Source organism: Phenylobacterium sp. (assembly GCF_036495085.1).
Classification (GTDB): Bacteria; Pseudomonadota; Alphaproteobacteria; order Caulobacterales; family Caulobacteraceae; genus Phenylobacterium.
In genome coordinates, this window is sequence record NZ_DASXNL010000028.1 from 74,148 (window position 1) to 91,445 (window position 17,298).

The 17,298-nt window shown below is 68.2% G+C and carries 14 protein-coding genes; 9 read left to right on the forward strand and 5 right to left on the reverse strand.

What is annotated here, in order from left to right:
* Positions 1–18: 18 nt before the first annotated feature.
* The 3 genes from VGI62_RS04840 (at position 19) to VGI62_RS04850 (ending at position 4,034) form a co-directional block, all read left to right on the forward strand.
* A complete protein-coding gene (locus VGI62_RS04840; RefSeq protein ID WP_331503262.1) occupies positions 19–1,389 on the forward strand; it encodes a sigma-54 dependent transcriptional regulator in 1,371 nt (456 codons plus the stop codon).
* Positions 1,390–1,483: 94 nt separating this feature from the next.
* Complete coding sequence (gene flhA, locus VGI62_RS04845; RefSeq protein ID WP_331503263.1) at positions 1,484–3,574, forward strand: flagellar biosynthesis protein FlhA; 2,091 nt, start codon at positions 1,484–1,486, stop codon at positions 3,572–3,574.
* A gap of 94 nt (positions 3,575–3,668) precedes the next feature.
* Positions 3,669–4,034: a DUF4282 domain-containing protein gene (locus VGI62_RS04850; protein ID WP_331503264.1), complete on the forward strand. Its 366-nt coding sequence runs from the start codon at positions 3,669–3,671 to the stop codon at positions 4,032–4,034.
* A gap of 125 nt (positions 4,035–4,159) precedes the next feature.
* Here the strand turns inward: VGI62_RS04850 and VGI62_RS04855 are convergent, their stop codons facing one another.
* Genes VGI62_RS04855 through VGI62_RS04865 form a run of 3 tightly spaced genes read right to left on the reverse strand, consistent with a single transcriptional unit; the run spans position 4,160 to position 6,773 of the window.
* Positions 4,160–4,570: a flagellar export protein FliJ gene (locus VGI62_RS04855; protein ID WP_331503265.1), complete on the reverse strand. Its 411-nt coding sequence runs from the start codon at positions 4,568–4,570 to the stop codon at positions 4,160–4,162.
* A complete protein-coding gene (gene fliI / locus VGI62_RS04860; protein WP_331503266.1) occupies positions 4,567–5,904 on the reverse strand; it encodes a flagellar protein export ATPase FliI in 1,338 nt (445 codons plus the stop codon). The genes VGI62_RS04855 and fliI overlap by 4 nt, the downstream gene beginning before the upstream one ends.
* A gap of 59 nt (positions 5,905–5,963) precedes the next feature.
* Positions 5,964–6,773 carry an SDR family NAD(P)-dependent oxidoreductase gene (locus tag VGI62_RS04865; RefSeq protein WP_331503267.1) on the reverse strand — a complete coding sequence of 270 codons (810 nt, stop codon included), beginning with the start codon at positions 6,771–6,773 and terminating at the stop codon, positions 5,964–5,966.
* Positions 6,774–7,079: 306 nt separating this feature from the next.
* On the opposite strand from VGI62_RS04865, the gene ctrA reads away from it, so the two are divergent.
* The 5 genes from ctrA to VGI62_RS04890 all read left to right on the forward strand — a co-directional run bounded on the left by ctrA (position 7,080) and on the right by VGI62_RS04890 (position 13,742).
* Entirely contained in the window at positions 7,080–7,781 is a 702-nt protein-coding gene (ctrA, locus tag VGI62_RS04870; RefSeq protein ID WP_331503268.1) for a response regulator transcription factor CtrA, read from the forward strand.
* Between the two features lie 107 nt (positions 7,782–7,888).
* On the forward strand, positions 7,889–10,273 hold the full coding sequence (locus VGI62_RS04875) for a M20/M25/M40 family metallo-hydrolase (protein WP_331503269.1): 2,385 nt from the start codon (positions 7,889–7,891) through the stop codon (positions 10,271–10,273).
* Between the two features lie 24 nt (positions 10,274–10,297).
* Positions 10,298–10,648 (forward strand): arsenate reductase (glutaredoxin), encoded by a 351-nt coding sequence (arsC, locus tag VGI62_RS04880; protein ID WP_331503270.1) that lies wholly within the window; start codon positions 10,298–10,300, stop codon positions 10,646–10,648.
* A gap of 136 nt (positions 10,649–10,784) precedes the next feature.
* Positions 10,785–12,119 (forward strand): M23 family metallopeptidase, encoded by a 1,335-nt coding sequence (locus tag VGI62_RS04885; protein WP_331503271.1) that lies wholly within the window; start codon positions 10,785–10,787, stop codon positions 12,117–12,119.
* A gap of 111 nt (positions 12,120–12,230) precedes the next feature.
* Positions 12,231–13,742 (forward strand): carboxylesterase/lipase family protein, encoded by a 1,512-nt coding sequence (locus VGI62_RS04890; RefSeq protein ID WP_331503272.1) that lies wholly within the window; start codon positions 12,231–12,233, stop codon positions 13,740–13,742.
* A gap of 107 nt (positions 13,743–13,849) precedes the next feature.
* Here the strand turns inward: VGI62_RS04890 and VGI62_RS04895 are convergent, their stop codons facing one another.
* A complete protein-coding gene (locus VGI62_RS04895; RefSeq protein ID WP_331503273.1) occupies positions 13,850–14,935 on the reverse strand; it encodes a Zn-dependent alcohol dehydrogenase in 1,086 nt (361 codons plus the stop codon).
* Positions 14,936–15,103: 168 nt separating this feature from the next.
* Here VGI62_RS04895 and chrA point away from each other — a divergent pair, with 168 nt between their 5' ends.
* Positions 15,104–16,303, forward strand: a complete 1,200-nt coding sequence (gene chrA / locus VGI62_RS04900; RefSeq protein WP_331503274.1) for a chromate efflux transporter — start codon at positions 15,104–15,106, stop codon at positions 16,301–16,303.
* On the opposite strand, the gene VGI62_RS04905 is transcribed toward chrA, so the two are convergent.
* Positions 16,293–17,246, reverse strand: a complete 954-nt coding sequence (locus tag VGI62_RS04905) for an alpha/beta hydrolase (RefSeq protein WP_331503275.1) — start codon at positions 17,244–17,246, stop codon at positions 16,293–16,295. The two genes, chrA and VGI62_RS04905, sit on opposite strands and share 11 nt — an antisense overlap.
* Positions 17,247–17,298: the final 52 nt, after the last annotated feature.

The following is a 17,298-nucleotide window of genomic DNA, read 5'->3' on the forward strand; positions in this document are numbered from 1 at the left end:
GTCCCAAGGAGATTAGCCATGCGGCTGCTGGTGGTCGGAAAACTGAACGGACAGCTCTCAACCGCCGTGAAAATGGCGATGAGCGCGGGCGCGAAAGTCAGCCACGTCGAAACGATCGAGGCGGCGACCCACGCGCTGCGGGCCGGCCAGGGCGCCGACCTGCTCATGGTCGACTACGAACTCGACATCGCCGAGTTGATAGCCATGAACGAGGCCGAGCGCATTCGCGTGCCGGTCGTGGCCTGTGGCGTGGGCGCGGGCGCGGCCGGCGCGGCGGCCGCGATCCGGGCGGGCGCCAAGGAATTCATCCCTCTGCCGCCCGACGCCCAGCTGATCGCCGCGGTGTTGGCCGCCGTCGCCGACGACAACCGCCCCATGGTGGTGCGCGATGCCTCCATGCAGGCCCTGATCGCCATGGCCGACCAGATCGCGCCGTCCGACGCTTCGATCCTGATCACCGGCGAAAGCGGCGTCGGCAAGGAAGTCATCGCCCGCTACGTGCACCAGAAGTCGCGCCGCGCCAGTCGTCCGTTCATCTCCGTCAACTGCGCCGCCATCCCCGAGAACCTGCTGGAGAGTGAGCTCTTTGGCCATGAGAAGGGCGCCTTCACCGGCGCGGTCGCCCGCCGGATCGGCAAGTTCGAGGAAGCCAACGGCGGTACGCTGCTGCTCGACGAAATCTCAGAGATGGACGTACGCCTGCAGGCCAAGCTGTTGCGCGCCATCCAGGAGCGCGAGATCGACCGGGTCGGCGGCGCCAAGCCCGTCAAGGTCGACATCCGTATCCTCGCCACCTCCAATCGCGACCTCTCCCAGGCCGTGCGGGAAGGAGCCTTCCGTGAGGACCTGCTCTACCGCCTGAACGTCGTGAACCTGCGGCTGCCCCCTCTGCGGGAACGTCCGGGCGACGTCCTGGCGCTCGCCGAGCACTTTGTGCGCAAGTACACCGCCGCCAATGGCGCGCCCGAGCGAGCACTGTCCGCCGAGGCCAAGCGTCGCCTCGCCAGCCACCGCTGGCCGGGCAACGTCCGTGAGCTCGAGAACGCCATGCACCGCGCCGTGCTGATGGCCACCGGCGCCGAGATCGAGGAGCAGGCGATCCGCCTGCCCGACGGCCAGCCGCTCGCCGCGGCCGACCCCCATGCCCGCGCCGCACAGGCGGCCAGCCTGGCCGCCGAAACCGCCAGCCGCAGCTACGTCGGCCAGACTGTGGCTGCCGTCGAGCAGCAGCTGATCATCGATACCCTCGGCCATTGCCTCGGCAACCGCACCCACGCGGCCAACATCCTGGGCATCTCGATCCGCACGCTTCGCAACAAGCTCAAGGAATACACCGAGGCCGGCGTCCCGGTGCCCGCGCCCCAGATGGGCGCAGCCAATGCGGCCTAGCCGGGCTTCTCGGGTCACGGCGCCTCGACTTCGCCCGCTGCACTCGCTGTTGCGCAAGCGCTGTCGCCTGCCTGCTTCGCAGGAGAGGTAGGACATGGCTGACGCCTCGCTTCCTTCGCGATACGGCCAGGCCCCTAACGCGCGCGACGTGCTGGGTTGGGTGGCGCGCGGCGAGGTGGCCCTGGCGCTCGGCGTGGTGGGCATCGTCGTCCTCTTGATCCTGCCGATTCCGGCCTTTCTGCTGGACCTGCTGCTGGCGATCTCGATCACCAGCGCCGTGCTGATCCTGATGACCTCGCTGCTGATCAAGAAGCCGCTGGAGTTCACCGGATTTCCGATGGTGCTCCTGGTCACCACGCTTTACCGCCTGGCTCTCAACATCGCGTCCACGCGCCTGATCCTCGGCCACGGCCACGAAGGGGTTCATGGCGCGGGCCACATCATCGAGGCCTTCGGCAAGCTGATGACGGGGGGCAGCTTCGTCATCGGCCTGATCGTGTTCGCCATCCTGGTGATCGTGAACTTCACCGTGATCACCAAGGGTTCGGGCCGGATCGCTGAAGTGGCCGCCCGCTTCACCCTCGACGGCATGCCCGGCAAACAGATGGCCATCGACGCCGACCTCTCGGCCGGACTGATCGACGACACCGAGGCCAAGCGCAGGCGCAAGGAGCTCGAACAGGAATCGACCTTCTTCGGCTCCATGGACGGCGCATCCAAGTTCGTGCGCGGCGATGCGGTCGCCGGCCTGATCATCGTCGCCATCAACGTCATCGGCGGGATTCTGATCGGGGTCCTGCAGCACCACATCCCGATCGCCCAGGCGGCCACGACCTACACCCTCATGACCATAGGCGACGGCCTGGTCAGCCAGATTCCGGCGTTGATCATCTCCATCGCCGCAGGCTTCCTGGTGTCCAAGTCAGGCGTCGAGGGCTCGGCGGACAAGGCCCTGGTCACTCAGCTGGCGATGAACCCCGTAAGCCTCGGCATCGTCTCGGCCGCAGCTGGGGTCATCGCGCTCGTCCCCGGCATGCCGATCATCCCCTTCGCGGCCATCTCGATCGGGGCGGGGGCGCTCTCCTGGCGGCGGTCGCAAAAGTCCATGGAACCGCCACCCGTCGAGATAAAGTCTCAGGAGGAGGCCCAGGAAGAGCCGATCGCCCAGACGCTCGCCATCGATGAGATCAAGATCGAGCTGGGCTATGGGCTCCTCGGGTTGATCAACGATCTCGAGGGCCGCCGGCTGACCGACCAGATCAAGGCGCTGCGCCGGACGCTGGCAACCGACTTCGGGTTCGTGATGCCCAGCGTGCGCATCCTCGACAACATGCGCCTGCCTTCGCAGGGCTATGCGATCCGCATCAAGGAGATGGAATCCGGCGCCGGCGAGGTGCGACTGGGCTCTATGATGGCCATGGACCCGCGGGGCGGCCAGGTGGACCTACCCGGCGAACATGTCCGCGAACCCGCCTTCGGGCTGCCCGCCACCTGGATCGACGAGGGCTTGCGCGAGGAAGCGACCTTCCGCGGCTACACCATCGTCGACCCCGCCACGGTGCTCACCACCCACCTGACCGAAATCCTCAAGGAGAACATGCCGGACCTGCTCTCCTACTCGGAGGTCCAGAAGCTCCTGAAGGACCTGCCTGCCGAACAGAAGAAGCTGGTCGATGACCTGGTGCCCAACATCGTGACCGTGGCCACGATCCAGCGGGTGTTGCAGGCCCTGTTGCGCGAGCGTGTCTCGATCCGCGACCTGCCGGCGATCCTGGAGGGCATCGGGGAGGCCATGCCGCACACCGCGTCCGTCACGCTGCTCGTCGAGCAGGTCCGCGCCCGCCTCGCCCGTCAACTTTCCTTCGCCTACCGCGGCGATGACGGAGCCTTGCCGATCGTCACCCTGACGTCCGACTGGGAAAACGCCTTCGCCGACGCGCTGGTCGGACAGGGCGACGACAAGCAACTGGCGCTCGCGCCCTCTCGCCTGCAGGATTTCGTCCGCGGCGTCCGCGAGACCTTCGAGCGCGCGGCGCTGGCCGGCGACTCCCCGGTTCTGCTGACCAGCCCCGCCATTCGGCCCTATGTCCGCTCAATCATCGAGCGGTTCCGGGGCCAGACTCCGGTGCTTAGCCAGAACGAGGTGCATCCCCGCGCCAAGCTTAAGACAGTGGGGACGATCTAGCACCGCGACCGTTGGGCCGTTGCAGGCGCCCTCCCGGGCTGGTAGCGGTTCGACGGCCGGGGCGGCTTGCACCCCGTAAAGTCTTGGGAATCGGATGCGGCGACCTCTCAACCGACCAAAGGGCGTGGGCTCCGCCGTCCTGTGGGACCTTCTTACGTTCGAGCATCTGATGACCAGCCAGGTCATCCATGTGATCTACTGGGCAGGCTTGGCGCTGATCGCGCTCGGCGCGTTCGGGACCATCGGGGCGGCGGTGGGCGTGGCGATCCGCGACCCCTTCCCGTTCGGCCTGCTACTGGCCGTGCCCGTGGTGATCGGCGGCCTCCTGGTGCTCGGCGCGCTCGTACTGCTCTGGCGCTCGTTCTGCGAATTCTACGTAGCGATCTTCAAGATCAGCGAAGACCTCGCCGTCCTGCGCGCCGACGTGGAAGCCGAGCGCAAGCGAGTGGGCGGCGCCTAAGCCCGCCGGTCGGCCCCGCGGACCATCCGCTCCTCCGCCCGACCGAGCCGCCATGGCGGCTTTCGCCGACAGCGCGCCAGCCCTAGCGAAAATGATCCCCTTGCGCCCCGCGCCGGGCGGCTCCTTCAGCGGCGCATCGCCGCGCGCATCCCGACCTCGTCGAGTTCAGCGGTCTCCCGCCGGGCGGTCGCCTTGACCGCTGCGATCCGCAGGCTCTCGGCTACCTGCTCGTACTTCTTCTGCTCTTCGAAGGCCTGCGCGAGCGCATCGCGTGCGCCGCGTTCTTCCGCCAGCGTGGCGTCGATCTGCGCCTGGATGGCGGCCTTGCGAACACGCAGGCCCTCGGCGTAGCCCACGTGGTACCAGCCCGCTTCAGCGTCCTCCTTGGCCCGCTGCGCCTCCGCCTCGCCCTCGGCGTACAGGAGCGCCAAGCCCATCTCCAACTGCGCCAACCGGCTTGCGATCTCGGCCAGGCGTTGTTGGCGGCTCTCCACCTCGTAGGCGGCCAACCTTACGAGGGATTGCGACCAACTCATGCAGGCACGCTTTCAAGAATGCTGTTCAGGCGCTCGAATCCCGCCTCGAGGCTGGTCACCTCGTCCTTATCCTGGGCCAGAAACGACTCCAGGGCGGGATTTAGGGCGATGGCCCGGTCGACCTGCGGATCGGCGCCGGCGCGGTAGGCCCCGATGCGGATGAGCTCTTCCATGTTGGCGTAGGCCGACAGCGTCTGGCGCGCGGCTTTTACGATCTCGCGCTCGGGCGGGGCGTGGCAGCCCGGCATGGTCCGGCTGATCGACTTCAGGACGTTGATCGCGGGGAAACGGCCTCGCTCGGCGATGGCGCGCTCCATGACGATGTGGCCGTCCAGGATGCCGCGGACGGCGTCGGCGATCGGCTCGTTGTGGTCGTCGCCATCCACAAGGACGGTGAAGATGCCGGTGATCGGACCGGCTCGCGTGCCATCGGGCCGGATCGGCCCTGGTCCGGCGCGCTCCAGGAGCTTCGGAAGCTCAGTGAAGACCGTCGGAGTATAGCCCTTGGTGGTCGGCGGTTCGCCGGCGGCCAGACCGATCTCGCGCTGGGCCATGGCGAAACGGGTGACGCTGTCCATCAGGCACAGCACTTCCATGTCCTGGTCGCGCAGGTATTCGGCGACGGCCATGGTCATGTAGGCGGCCTGGCGACGCTTCAGCGCCGGCTCGTCAGAGGTCGCGACCACGACGATGGCACGCTTCAGCCCCTCTTCACCAAGGGTCTCCTCGATGAACTCGCGGACCTCCCGGCCGCGCTCGCCAATGAGCCCGACCACGACGGCGTCGCAGTCGGCGTTCTTGGCCAGCATGGAGAGCAGCACGGACTTGCCGACGCCGGAGCCGGCGAACACGCCCAGGCGCTGGCCGCGGCAGCAGGTCGCAAAGACGTTCATGGCGCGCACACCAAGGTCCAGACGTTCGCCGACACGGGCCCGCGCATGGGCCGACGGCGGCGCGGCGCGCAAGGGATAGGCTGCGGCTCCCTGCCCCAGCGGGCCCTTGCCATCGATCGGATTGCCGAAAGCGTCGACCACGCGGCCGAGCCAGGCCTTGGTCGGCCGTACAGCCGAGCCCAGCGGCTCAATGCGGATCTCGGCGCCCGGCGCGACGCCCTCTACCGGGCCGAACGGCATCAGCAACGCGCGGGTGTCGCGGAAGCCCACCACCTCGGCGGAAAGCGGTTTTTCCCCGAAGCGCTTGATTTCGGCGCGAGCGCCCACCGCCAGCCTCGTGAGCCCGCCGCGCGCCTCGATCAGGAGGCCGTTTACGGCGGCCACGCGGCCGGCCACGGTCAGGGGATCGAGCCGCTCGACCGCGGCCACAAGACTCTTCAAGAACAGCCCTCGGATTCGAGGCCCAGAATCCCGTGGTCAAGCTTAAGGGGTGGTGAAGATCAGCGCAGAGCCTTGGCCAGCTTCGCGGCTTCCTTGGGGTGCGCCGCGGCCAGCTTCGCCGCCTGCAGCGGCCGGCGCTTCACCGCGCTGACCAGGACGGGTCGTACGGCGCGCACGATCCTCGGGCGGGCCGCAACAGCGGCCTTGGCGATCCTGTCGCGGCCCAACCACGCCGCGATGCCTGCGACCGCGAGCACGCCCACCCCCAACACAACGCCGGGGTGTTTCCTGACCTCTGTCGCCGTCGTCAGGCGCGAGCCGTGCGTGGCAACCGCCATCTCGCCCATCGGCTTTGTCAGGGCGTGCAGCGCTGCCTGAATTGCGGGCTCAGCCGGGCTATCGTCGCGCCAGTCCTTTGGAAGCTTGATCAGGGTAGCGGCGACTTCACCGCGCGCACGGCGAAGCTCGGTGCGCGCGGCCCGCCCAAGCCGTCGGCCGTATCCCACCAGCGCGGCCACGCCCTCACGCTCGCCCGCGTGGCGCACCAGGGCCTGGGCGGCAAAGGCGAGGCCCGCTTCCTCCGCGCCGGCCTCGATCCAGCTATCAATGCGGCCGAACCGAGCGGCCGCGGCGCGGGCGATGCGGTCGCAGCCTTGGGCCTGCGCCGCATCGCCGGCCACCGGATGGCAACGGCCGCCGGCCTTGCCGATCTCCTCGCAGGCCCGCCGGACGGCCGCCTCATCGGCTCCTGCAAGGACGACTGCAGCCCCGGCCTGCGCGGTGCGCCGCGCCACTTCGAGGCCCAACCCGGAGTCCGCGCCACTGACGACGACGACCTGTCCCGTGAGGGGCTTGAACCTTCCGCGCATGAAATTCCTCCCAACGTGCCGCCGGAACCTGGGCACAAACCTGGGGATGAAACCAGGCGGCTCCAAGGCCTGTTCCGCCCCGCCCTGTTCGCCGAGGCTGTCCAATCACAAAAGATTCAACACCTCAGCCGCTCCCGGCCCGCCCGGCGGCGCTTGCTGCGGATTCCGCATCGGCTTAACGATTCGGATCGAACGGACACTTCCAATTAACCAGTCCTAAATTAACTCGGCGGCAGGTTAACGGCGAGGTCCGGGGCGGATTCACTAAATTCGCCGGACAAGCGGGAACGCGGGTAGGAGAGGCTGATGCGGGTACTGTTGATCGAGGACGACAGCGCCACCGCCCAAAGCATCGAGCTGATGCTGAAGTCGGAGGGGTTCAACGTCTATACGACCGATCTGGGCGAAGAAGGCGTCGATCTGGGGAAGATCTACGATTACGACCTGATCCTTCTCGACCTCAACCTGCCTGACATGAGCGGCATGGACGTGCTGCGCACGTTGCGGGTCGGGAAAATCAATACCCCGATCATGATCCTGTCGGGCTCGGCCGAAATCGACACCAAGGTGAAGACCTTCTCGGGCGGCGCCGACGACTACATGACCAAGCCGTTCCACAAGGACGAGTTGGTGGCCCGCATCCACGCTGTGGTCCGCCGCTCCAAGGGTCACGCCCAATCGGTGATCAAGACCGGCGACATCCTCGTCAACCTCGACGCCAAGACGGTCGAAGTGAATGGACTTCGCGTTCACCTGACGGGCAAGGAATACCAGATGCTGGAGCTGCTCTCGCTCCGCAAGGGCACCACCCTGACCAAGGAAATGTTCCTCAACCACCTCTACGGCGGGATGGATGAGCCTGAGCTGAAGATCATCGACGTCTTCATCTGCAAGCTGCGCAAGAAGCTCGCCGCAGCCGCCGAGGGCAAACACCACATCGAAACGGTCTGGGGCCGCGGTTACGTCCTGCGCGACCCCCAGGAGATCGCCGCCTCGGTCGCCGCCTGACGCCGATCTGTTCCGAAGAAGGTTGAAGCGCCCGCCCTCACCCGGCGGGCGTTTTCGTTTTCGCCGCCACCCCAGGTTCGCCTAAAAGCACGTCTGGAGGACGGCCCATGGGACGACTGCTTGCGCTGCTCGCCGCGCTTGCCGGGGCGGCGCTGATCGGCTGGGCCGGCGAGCGGACGCCCCAGGTCGTGCGTGCAAACGCCCCCGCCACCGCCTTCTCGGCCGCGCGCGCCATGGCCGATATCGTCGCCATCGGCTCGAAGCCCCATCCAATTGGATCAGAGGCCAACCACGCCGTACGTGACTACCTGCTTGCGCGAATGACCGCGCTCGGCCTGAGCCCCCAGGTGCATCCGGGCGTGGGCTTTGAGCAACCGCGCGGCCGGAAGGACGCGGTGACCGGCGGTCGGGTTGAGAACCTGATCGGCGTCCTACCCGGCCGAGACCGCAGCCTGCCGGCCGCGGCGCTGATGGCGCACTACGACAGCGTCCCGGCTTCCCCAGGCGCGGCCGACGACGCAGTCGGCATCGCGACAGCCCTCGAGACCGTCCGCGCCATCGCCGCCCGCGGCGCTCCGGCCCGTGACGTGATCGTGCTGCTCACCGACGGGGAGGAAGCCGGCCTGCTGGGCGCCAGAGCCTTCTTCGACCGGGATCCCACGGCTGCACGCATCGGCTTCATCTTCAACATGGACGCGCGCGGGGCAGCCGGCCGGGTGCAGATGTTCCAGACCGGCGAGGGCAATGGCGCGACCATCGACCTCTTTCGCCGCACGGCGCCGAACCCGAGAGCCTCCTCGCTCATCGGCTATATCTACGCCCGGATGCCTAACGACACTGACTTCACGGTGTCGAAAAATGCCGGCGTCGCCGGCCTCAACTACGCCTTCCTCGGCCGTCAGTTCGAATATCACTCGCCGACCTCAACCCCGGCCACCCTTGACCCGGGCACGCTGCAGGACATGGGCCGGCAGGTGCTGGCCAGCGCCCAGGCAATCGCCTTTTCGCCGACCTTGCCGGCCAAGAGCCCCGACCTCGCCTACGGCCAGGCGCCCGGTGGCCTGACCCTCGCCTATCCCCCCGCCGTCGGCTGGCTGATCCTTCTGACAGTGGCGGGCTTGATCGTGCTTGGCCTGGTCCGCGCGCGGCGCATCGAGGCTTTCCCTTGGACTGATGTGCTGCGCGGCGCCGGCGCAGGCCTTTTCGCGGTGATCGGCGGTTGCGCGGTGCTCCATTTTGCGCGTCTGGCCACCGGCGCCGGGTTCGGAGGCATGGAGCAGCGTTTCCTGCTGGCCCAGGCAACCCGCTGGGAGATCGCCACCTTCCTGCTGGGCCTGGGCTTCCTTGTGCTTGCAGCCGCCGAACTGGCGCGCGGCCGCCGCGCAATCGCGCTCGTTCCGCTGCTCGCAGGCCTCGGCAGTTGCGCCTTCGCAGGCCTGGACAAGGTCGGGCTCGGCCTGGGCCTCGTTGCGGCAATACTCGCCGTGGTTTCCTACGGCCGACCGGTAAGCCGCGCCGGAGCCTGGACCGGGGTCCTGGCGCTCGGGTTGGTGCTGGCGACTGTCGTCCAGGCCGTGGCGCCGGTCGCCGCCCTCGTCTTCGCATGGCCGCTGGCGTTGGCCGGCCTCGCAGCCGCGGCCAGCACATTGAGCGCCCGCAAAGGCGTTGCCGCCCTGGCCGCCACAGCCCTCCTGGCCGCGATCGGGCTAGGCTGGGTCGGCGGCCTGGCGCACGACGCCTACCTTGCGCTCGACCTGGCTGAGCTCATGGGCATGCCGCTGCTTCTGGCGGCGCTGCTCATCTGGCCCTTGGCGCAGCCGGACGAGGGCGCCCCGCCGGCCCGGCTGATCGGTCCCATCCTGCTGGTGGCGGGCGTGGCCGTACTGATTGCAGTGCGCTTCAACCATCCCTACGACGCACGTCACCCTGAGGCGTCCTACGTCGGCTATCTGATCGACCAGGACACCGGCCGCGCATGGCGCGTCAGCAACGCCTCCGAGCGATCGGCCTGGTCCGATCGGGCGCTGACGCAAGGCGGCGGCAAGATCGCCAAGCTCTCGCACTGGTCGTTCCGCCGCCCGGTCGACGCCACGCCCGCGCCATTCCTCAAGGAGGCCGAGCCGGAGATCACCCTCTCGAGGCAGACCGACGGGGCTGTGCTGCTGCGCGCCGTCCCACCGCCCGGCGCCCGGACCCTGGTCCTCATGCTGAAGCCGGATGTCCCGGCCACCATCGAGCAATTGGCTGGAGCCCCCACGCATATCGCGCTTGCCCCAGGCAAGGACACGACCGTGCAGTGGGCCGCAGCGCCTCAGGGCCTCGACCTGATGATCCGGCCCGGCGGACCGGGCAAGATGCAGGTCGGCTACGTGGCCAAGCTCGAACGCTGGCCGGCCGGCGCGGTCCCCCTGCCCAGGCGGCCTGCCGCGGTCATGGCCTTCGACACCTCCGACTCCACCTCGGTCGTGGGCAGGCGAAACTTTTCCTGGTGAGCCGCACGCGCTAAAGCCACCGCCATGACCGACGTGACGATCTACCACAACCCCGCCTGCGGAACCTCGCGCAACACCTTGGCCCTGCTGCGCGAAAAGGGCATCGAGCCCAGGGTCGTCGAGTACCTCAAGGCCGGATGGACGAAGGACCAGCTTCAGGACCTGCTCAAGCGCCTGGATCGTTCGGCCCGTGACATCCTGCGGGTGCGCGGCACCGAGGCCCACGAACTCGGCCTCACCGACCCGGCCGCCTCCGAGGACGCCCTGATCGCCGCGATGATCCTGCAGCCGATCCTGGTGGAGCGGCCCATCGTCGTGACGCCGAAAGGCGCGGCGCTCTGCCGCCCCGCAGAGTTGGCCTTGACGCTGCTCTAGCATCTCACCGCGGCAAAAAGCCTAGGCGGCGCCGCCCGCCGGCTGCGCCATGGTCCGCCCTGCCGCCCGCCGAGCATCGACATGGCTTGCTGATGGGGGCCGGCGCCAATCCGACTCGGGCTACGCTGGGGGGACAATGCAGAGGTTCGACCTGAAGGCCGTGCGCAAACGGTTCGGGCCCGGCGTGGCGGCCGGAGCGATCGGGGTGCTGGCCGTGAGCCTCGGCGGGATATTCGCCTCTCGCCTCGCGCCGCCAAAATCTCCCGCCCTGGACCCCGCCGCCGCCTCGGCTCTGCAAAACGCAGCCTTCACCCATGCCGAAGCGCGCGCCGGGTTCGCCCCGCCGCAGTCCGTCCCCGTCAAGCTGCTGCGCGGTGAGACCCTTGAAGGGGCCGTTCTGCGCGCCGGCGTCGCCCCGGCCGAGGCTCACCTGGCCGTCGAGATGCTGGCGAAGGCGATGGACACCGTCCACGTCAAGGCCGGAATGCTGGTCGACGCCGCAATCGCCAGGCCGCGCTCCAACAGCGGCGAGGCGCGGCTGATCGGGCTCTCGCTGCGCACCGGGCCGGCTAGCGCGATCACCTTGTCTCGCAGCTTCGACGGCGCGCTTCGCCTGCGCGAGCTAGACGAGAAGATCCGCGACGAGACCACCGTCGCCAACGGCGCCATCGAAGGCTCACTCTACGAAAGCGCTGCGCGGATCGGCGCCACGCCGAGCGTCACCGCCGAGGTGGCCAAGCTCTTCTCCCACAAGATCGACTTCCAGCGCGACATCCAGCCGGGCGATGCTTTCAAGCTGGTCTTCGACCGCAAGGTCACCGAGGCCGGCCGCACGATCGAGGCGGGCGAACTGCAGTACGCCGAGCTGCACGGCGTGAAATTCTACCGTTTCGCCCGAGGGAACGATGTCGAGTACTTCGACGAGTTCGGAAAAAATATCAAAGGCTTCCTTCTACACACCCCGGTCGACGGGGCACACATCACCTCGCTCTTTGGCATGCGCAAGCATCCGGTGCTCGGCTACACCCGCGCTCACCAGGGGATCGATTTCGGAGCCGGGAGCGGCACCCCGATCCTTGCGGCCGGCGACGGTGTCGTGGTTGAAGCCCGCCCGTGGGGTGGCTACGGCAACTGGCTGCGCATCCGCCACAGCGCCGGCTGGGACACCGGCTACGGCCATATCTCCCGCTATGCCAACGGCGTCCGCCCGGGCGTGCACGTCCATCAGGGCCAGGTCGTGGCCTACGTCGGGGCTACTGGCCTCGCGACCGGACCGCACCTGCACTATGAGATCTGGAAGAACGGCCAGCGGGTGAACCCGATAGGGGCCAAGGTGCCACAGGGCTCTGAACTTGCCGGCGGCGAACTCGCGCGGTTCCGCGAGCAGAAGGCGCACATCGACTCCCTCTTGAGCGCAAAGGGCCAGGCGCTGGCCGCCGCCGACGTCCATTCGGAGAGCCTGCGCCGCTAGACACCCCGGCTGCCGGCGAGGCCGAAACTGTAGACAGACCTGCTTGCGCCCACGCCCGCGTGGTCGTTTGATGCCTCCGCGGCCCGATAGAGGCCGGCGGAGGAGTTCAAGATGGCGGATGATCTGACGCTCGCGCCTGCTGCGCGCACCGATGTCGTGGCGACATCCAACGGCCCGGTCCGGGGCTACGTCGAAGACGACCTGAAGGTCTTCAAGGGGCTGCGCTACGCCGCTCCGCCGATTGGCTACGCGCGCTTCAAGCCGCCGCAGCGGCCTGCCGCCTGGACCGAGCCGGCCGACGCCACGGCCTATGGCGCGCCAGCCATCCAGTCCGGCCTCGCGCCCGGCGAGCGCCGCACCTCGCCCGGCGACCCGCCGGCGCCGGACGAGCCTTCCTCGTCCGAGGACTGCCTCTTCCTCAACGTCTGGACGCCGGGCTTGGACGATCTCAAGCGGCCGGTGATGGTCTGGCTGCATGGCGGCGGCTTCGCCAACGGCTCTGGCGGGGCGGCGATGTACGACGGCGGAGCCCTGGCCCGCAAAGGCGACGTGGTCACCGTCACGGTCAACCACCGGCTGAACGTCTTTGGCTACCTTCACCTTGGGGAAGTGTTCGGCCCCGACTACGCCCAGTCCGGGCTCGCCGGCATGCTGGACATCGTCCGGGCGCTGGAGTGGGTGAGAGACAACATCGCAGCCTTTGGCGGTGATCCTGGCAACGTCACGATCTTCGGGGAGAGCGGAGGCGGCTGGAAGGTCTCTCTGCTGATGGCCATGCCCGGTGCGCGCGGCCTCTTCCACAAGGCGGTGATCCAGTCAGGTCCCGGCCTCACCGGCAAAAAGGTCGCTGACGCCGACAAGATCGCCCGCCAGCTACTCGCCGATCTGGACGTGGACGGCGCGGAGAAACTCGCCTCGCTCTCCACCGAGGCCATCTCCCACGCCAGCGTCAAGGTCGCAGGCGAGGCCATGCGCCTCTACACCCCGGTCGTCGACGGCCTCGCGCTGCCTCGCGACCCCTTCGAACCGGACGCCTCGCCGCTCAACGCCGACGTGCCGGTCATGATCGGCACCAACAAGGATGAGTCGACGCTGTTCATGCTGGGACATCCGAAGTTCGGGAACTTCGATGACACTGACCTCGCCAAGCACGCCGAGACCGCCGCTGGCGACAAGGCCGAGCCGCTGGTGGCCGCACTCCGGGGTGCATACCCCGACTACAATCAGACCCACCTTGCGGCGGCAGCGGCCACGGCGACGGGCATGTGGGCCGGCTCGCTGAAGCTCGCCGAGCGCAAGGCCGCGCAAAAGGCCGCGCCGGTGTGGATGTACATGCTGACCTGGGAGACGCCGGTCAGTCGCGGCCGGCTGCGCAGCCCGCACGCATTGGAGATCCCGTTGGTGTTCGACAATGTCGAAAAGGCTCGGAACTTCGTCGGCCGGGGCGACGAACCGCAGGCGGTCGCCGACCAGATGTCCACGGCCTGGCTGGCCTTCGCCCGAACCGGCGCCCCAGGCTGGCCAGCCTACGACGCGGTCACGCGGACGACGATGCTGTTCGATGTCGAAAGCCGGACCGTGAACGATCCCCTGAGCGCGGTCCGAAAGGTTCTGCAGGCCTGACGCCGCCGTCTTCTCCCCGAACGGAGGGGAGGCCTCGGTAAGACGCGGGCTCGCCACAAAAAAGCGCCCGGCTGAGGCCGGGCGCTTCGCCTTTGTGACCCCGGACTTTAGGCGTCGAAGACGATGACGGAGCGGGCCAGTTCGCCCTTCTTCATGTCCTCGAAGCCCTCGTTGACCTGCTCCAGCTTGATGCGCTGGGAGATCATCTGGTCGAGCTTCAGCTTGCCGGACATGTAGAAGTCCACGAACCGCGGCATGTCGACCGGGAAGCGGTTGGATCCCATCAGCGAACCCTGCAGCTTCTTCTCGCCGAGGAACGCCGCGCCCATGACGCTGACCATCTGGCCGACCGGGATCATCCCGATAATGTTGGCCGTGCCGCCACGGCGCAGCATGTTGAAGGCCTGCTCGGCGGTCTTGGAAAGCCCGATGGCCTCGAAGGCGTGGTGAACCCCGCCCTTGGTCATCTCGATCACTTCCTTGACGGCGTCGGTCTGCGAGGCGTCGATGAAGTCGGTGGCCCCGAATTCCATGGCCAGGTTGCCCTTCGAGGCCGTGGTGTCGATGGCGATGATCCGGCTCGCGCCGGCGATGGCCGCGCCGTTGATCGCCGAAAGGCCGACGCCTCCGCAGCCGATGACCGCCACGGTCTCGCCGGGCCGCACGTTCGAGGTGTGGATCGCAGCCCCCACGCCGGTGGTCACCGAACAGCCGATCAGGGCGGCGCGGTCGAGCGGCATGTCCGGGCGGATCGCCACACAGGCGTGCTCGTGGATCAGCATCTGCTCGGCGAAGGACGAGAGATTCAGGTACTGCAGCATCGGGCCGTTCGCGCTCGTCAGCCGAGGCTCCTCGTCCTTGTCGCGCTTGGTCTCGGGCGAGACGCAGAGGCTCATGTGGCCGGTGAGGCAGAACTCGCAATGGCCGCAGAACGCCGAGAGGCAGGTGATCACGTGGTCACCCGGCTTCACGGTGCGGACTTCCGAGCCCACCTGCTCGACGATGCCGGCGCTCTCGTGACCGAGAACCGCGGGCAACGGGTGGGGATAGGATCCCTGCATGAAGTGCAGATCGGAGTGGCAGAGGCCGGCGGCGGCGGTGCGGATCAGCACCTCGTGCGGCCCGGGCTTGTTGATTTGGACTTGCTCGATCTGAAGCGGCTTGCCCACTTCGCGTAGCACGGCGGCCTTCATCGCGTTTTCCCTGTTTGGAGCCCGCTGGCCGGGCTTTCGCCAAAAGCCTTATCGCCGATCAGATGGCGCGGCCAAGGGGGTTTTGCCTGAAGGGCCCCAACGGCCCCAAATGAGCGCCTTCCCGCAAAGGGGTCGACAGCCCGGCGCCTTGGCCGCAAGACAGGACAGATGGACGAGACCCCGCCGCCATACAGGGCCCTGGAGGTGTTCCAGGCCTTCCTGATCCAGGGCCTTACCGCATTCGGCGGCCCGGTGGCCCACCTCTCCTATTTCCGCCGCGAGTTCGTCGAACGTCGAGCTTGGCTGAGTGAAGCCGCCTTCGCCGACCTCCTTGCTCTAGCCCAATTCCTGCCGGGTCCGGCCTCCAGCCAACTGGGCATGGCGATTGGCCTTCGCCGCGCCGGCTTCAGTGGCCTCCTGGCCGCCTGGGTGGGCTTCACCCTCCCAGCCGCCACCGCGATGATCGCGATCGCCTACGCCGCGCCGTCCCTGACCGAACTGCTTGGCAAGGGGTTCCTGCACGGCCTTCAGATCGCCGTGGCCGCAGTGGTGCTCCAAGCCCTGGTCGCCATGGCCCGCGCGCTGGCCGTCGGACCGATCCGGTCGGGCATCGCCATCGGAGCCGCCGGCGGCCTGCTGATCGCCCACGGCCCGGTCGCCCAGATCATGGCCCTGGGCGCGGGCGTCGTCTTCGGCCTGGCCTTCCTGCGCGAGCCCGCACCCGTCGAGCCCGACGACCCGGCGACCCGCAAGGTTCCGATCCCGGTCTCGATCGCGGCCCTGGCGGCCTTTGCGGTTCTGCTCGGGCTACTGCCGGTGTTGGCCCGCGTGCTCAACGATCCGACGCTCGACCTCGCCGCCATCTTCTACCGCGCCGGAGCCCTGGTGTTCGGAGGTGGGCACGTCGTGCTGCCGCTGCTTCAGAGCGAGATCGTCGAACATGGCTGGCTGGATCAGGACAGCTTCCTCAGCGGCTATGGCGTGGTCCAGGCTCTGCCGGGACCGCTCTTCAGTTTCGCGGGCTTCGTCGGCGCAGCGCAGCAGGTGGCTCCGAGCGGTTGGCGCGGCGGCCTCACCGCGCTCGTCGCGATCTTCCTGCCTGGCCTGCTCTTGGTTTTGGGGGTCCTACCTTTCTGGGATCGGCTGAAGACAGTGCCCGCGGCCCGTGCGGCGCTGGCGGGGATCAACGCCGCGGTTGTCGGCGTCCTCGCCGCGGCGCTCTGGAATCCCGTGCTGACCACCGCCATCCAACGGCCGAGCGACTGGGCCCTGGCAGCCGGCGCGTTCGTCTTCCTGGCGGTCGCCAGATTGCCGGCATGGCTGGTTGTGCTGGGCTTCGCCGCGGCGATCGGCGTCTTCAGCCGTTGACGGTGCTAGACCAGACGGCCGCGGGCTGATGCCGCAAACCCAGTCCCGGTCGCCAAGGCAGGGTGAACCCGGCCAGCTTCGGCCAACGGAAGGTCCAGCGGGTGCGGGCCGGGATACAGGCCTCGAGCGTCGCCAAAAGCTCCTCGGCCGGACCATCATTCAGGAAATGGTTCGCGCCTTGCGTGCGCACGAACTTGATCGGCCGACGGGTCAGCGTCTCCTCGGCCAGCCGCTCGGCGACCTCGATCGGGGCGAAGTCGTCTTTGTCGCCGTGAACCATGTGGATGGGGATCGTCAGCCTCGCCAGCGCGCGCCTGGCATGGGCGAGTTGCGGACGCTGGCCAGAGGCCTCGATCACGGCGTGCCGCAGGTCGCGCGGGATGACCTTCAGCGCCTTGGACCCCACGTCGATCAACCAGCGCGCCGTCGGCCCCGCCTCGCCGAAAAAGCCTGAGAGCAGGACGAGGCTGTCCACCTTGCCGGGATTAGCCTCGGCCATGAGCGAGGCGATGGCCGCGCCATAGCTCTGGCCGACCAACATCACCTTCTGGCCGCGGGCGGCGTGGAGCACGGGCGCCAGGGCCTCGGCCTGCACGCGGATATCGGGCACCGGCGCGGCGGGCTCGGAGCCGGCGTAGCCCGGACGGTCGACAACAATCATTTCGCGGTCCGTCGGAAGCCCCGCCAGTGTCTCGGCCCAGTACTCGGCCCAGGACGGCGCTCCGGTGATCACCACGATCTTCCAAGGCGCGCTTCGATCTCGCGGCGTCTCGAGCGCAGAGATCCGCCAGCCATGACCGCCACCGGCCGTGAAGCTCGTGCGGCGCACCACGCTATCGGGATAGTCTGCCGAGGTGGGCGCATGCTCAGTGCGACCGGTCGCGGCGCACTCGATGCAGGCCCAACCCATGGCCAGGACGCCTTTTGGCCGCTTGCGCGTCACCTTCGCCGAACTCCTCCAAAAGGTCCCTATTGGTAACCTGAGGTGCCTAACG

Bases quoted from the DNA above. Each gene is read 5' to 3' on its own strand.
- VGI62_RS04865 (WP_331503267.1), bottom strand. From the start codon at position 6,773: ATGCGCGGAAGGTTCAAGCCCCTCACGGGACAGGTCGTCGTCGTCAGT.
- VGI62_RS04850 (WP_331503264.1), top strand. From the start codon at position 3,669: ATGCGGCGACCTCTCAACCGACCAAAGGGCGTGGGCTCCGCCGTCCTG.
- chrA (WP_331503274.1), top strand. From the start codon at position 15,104: ATGGACGAGACCCCGCCGCCATACAGGGCCCTGGAGGTGTTCCAGGCC.
- VGI62_RS04890 (WP_331503272.1), top strand. From the start codon at position 12,231: ATGGCGGATGATCTGACGCTCGCGCCTGCTGCGCGCACCGATGTCGTG.
- VGI62_RS04875 (WP_331503269.1), top strand. From the start codon at position 7,889: ATGGGACGACTGCTTGCGCTGCTCGCCGCGCTTGCCGGGGCGGCGCTG.
- arsC (WP_331503270.1), top strand. From the start codon at position 10,298: ATGACCGACGTGACGATCTACCACAACCCCGCCTGCGGAACCTCGCGC.
- VGI62_RS04885 (WP_331503271.1), top strand. From the start codon at position 10,785: ATGCAGAGGTTCGACCTGAAGGCCGTGCGCAAACGGTTCGGGCCCGGC.
- ctrA (WP_331503268.1), top strand. From the start codon at position 7,080: ATGCGGGTACTGTTGATCGAGGACGACAGCGCCACCGCCCAAAGCATC.
- flhA (WP_331503263.1), top strand. From the start codon at position 1,484: ATGGCTGACGCCTCGCTTCCTTCGCGATACGGCCAGGCCCCTAACGCG.
- VGI62_RS04895 (WP_331503273.1), bottom strand. From the start codon at position 14,935: ATGAAGGCCGCCGTGCTACGCGAAGTGGGCAAGCCGCTTCAGATCGAG.
- VGI62_RS04855 (WP_331503265.1), bottom strand. From the start codon at position 4,570: ATGAGTTGGTCGCAATCCCTCGTAAGGTTGGCCGCCTACGAGGTGGAG.
- VGI62_RS04840 (WP_331503262.1), top strand. From the start codon at position 19: ATGCGGCTGCTGGTGGTCGGAAAACTGAACGGACAGCTCTCAACCGCC.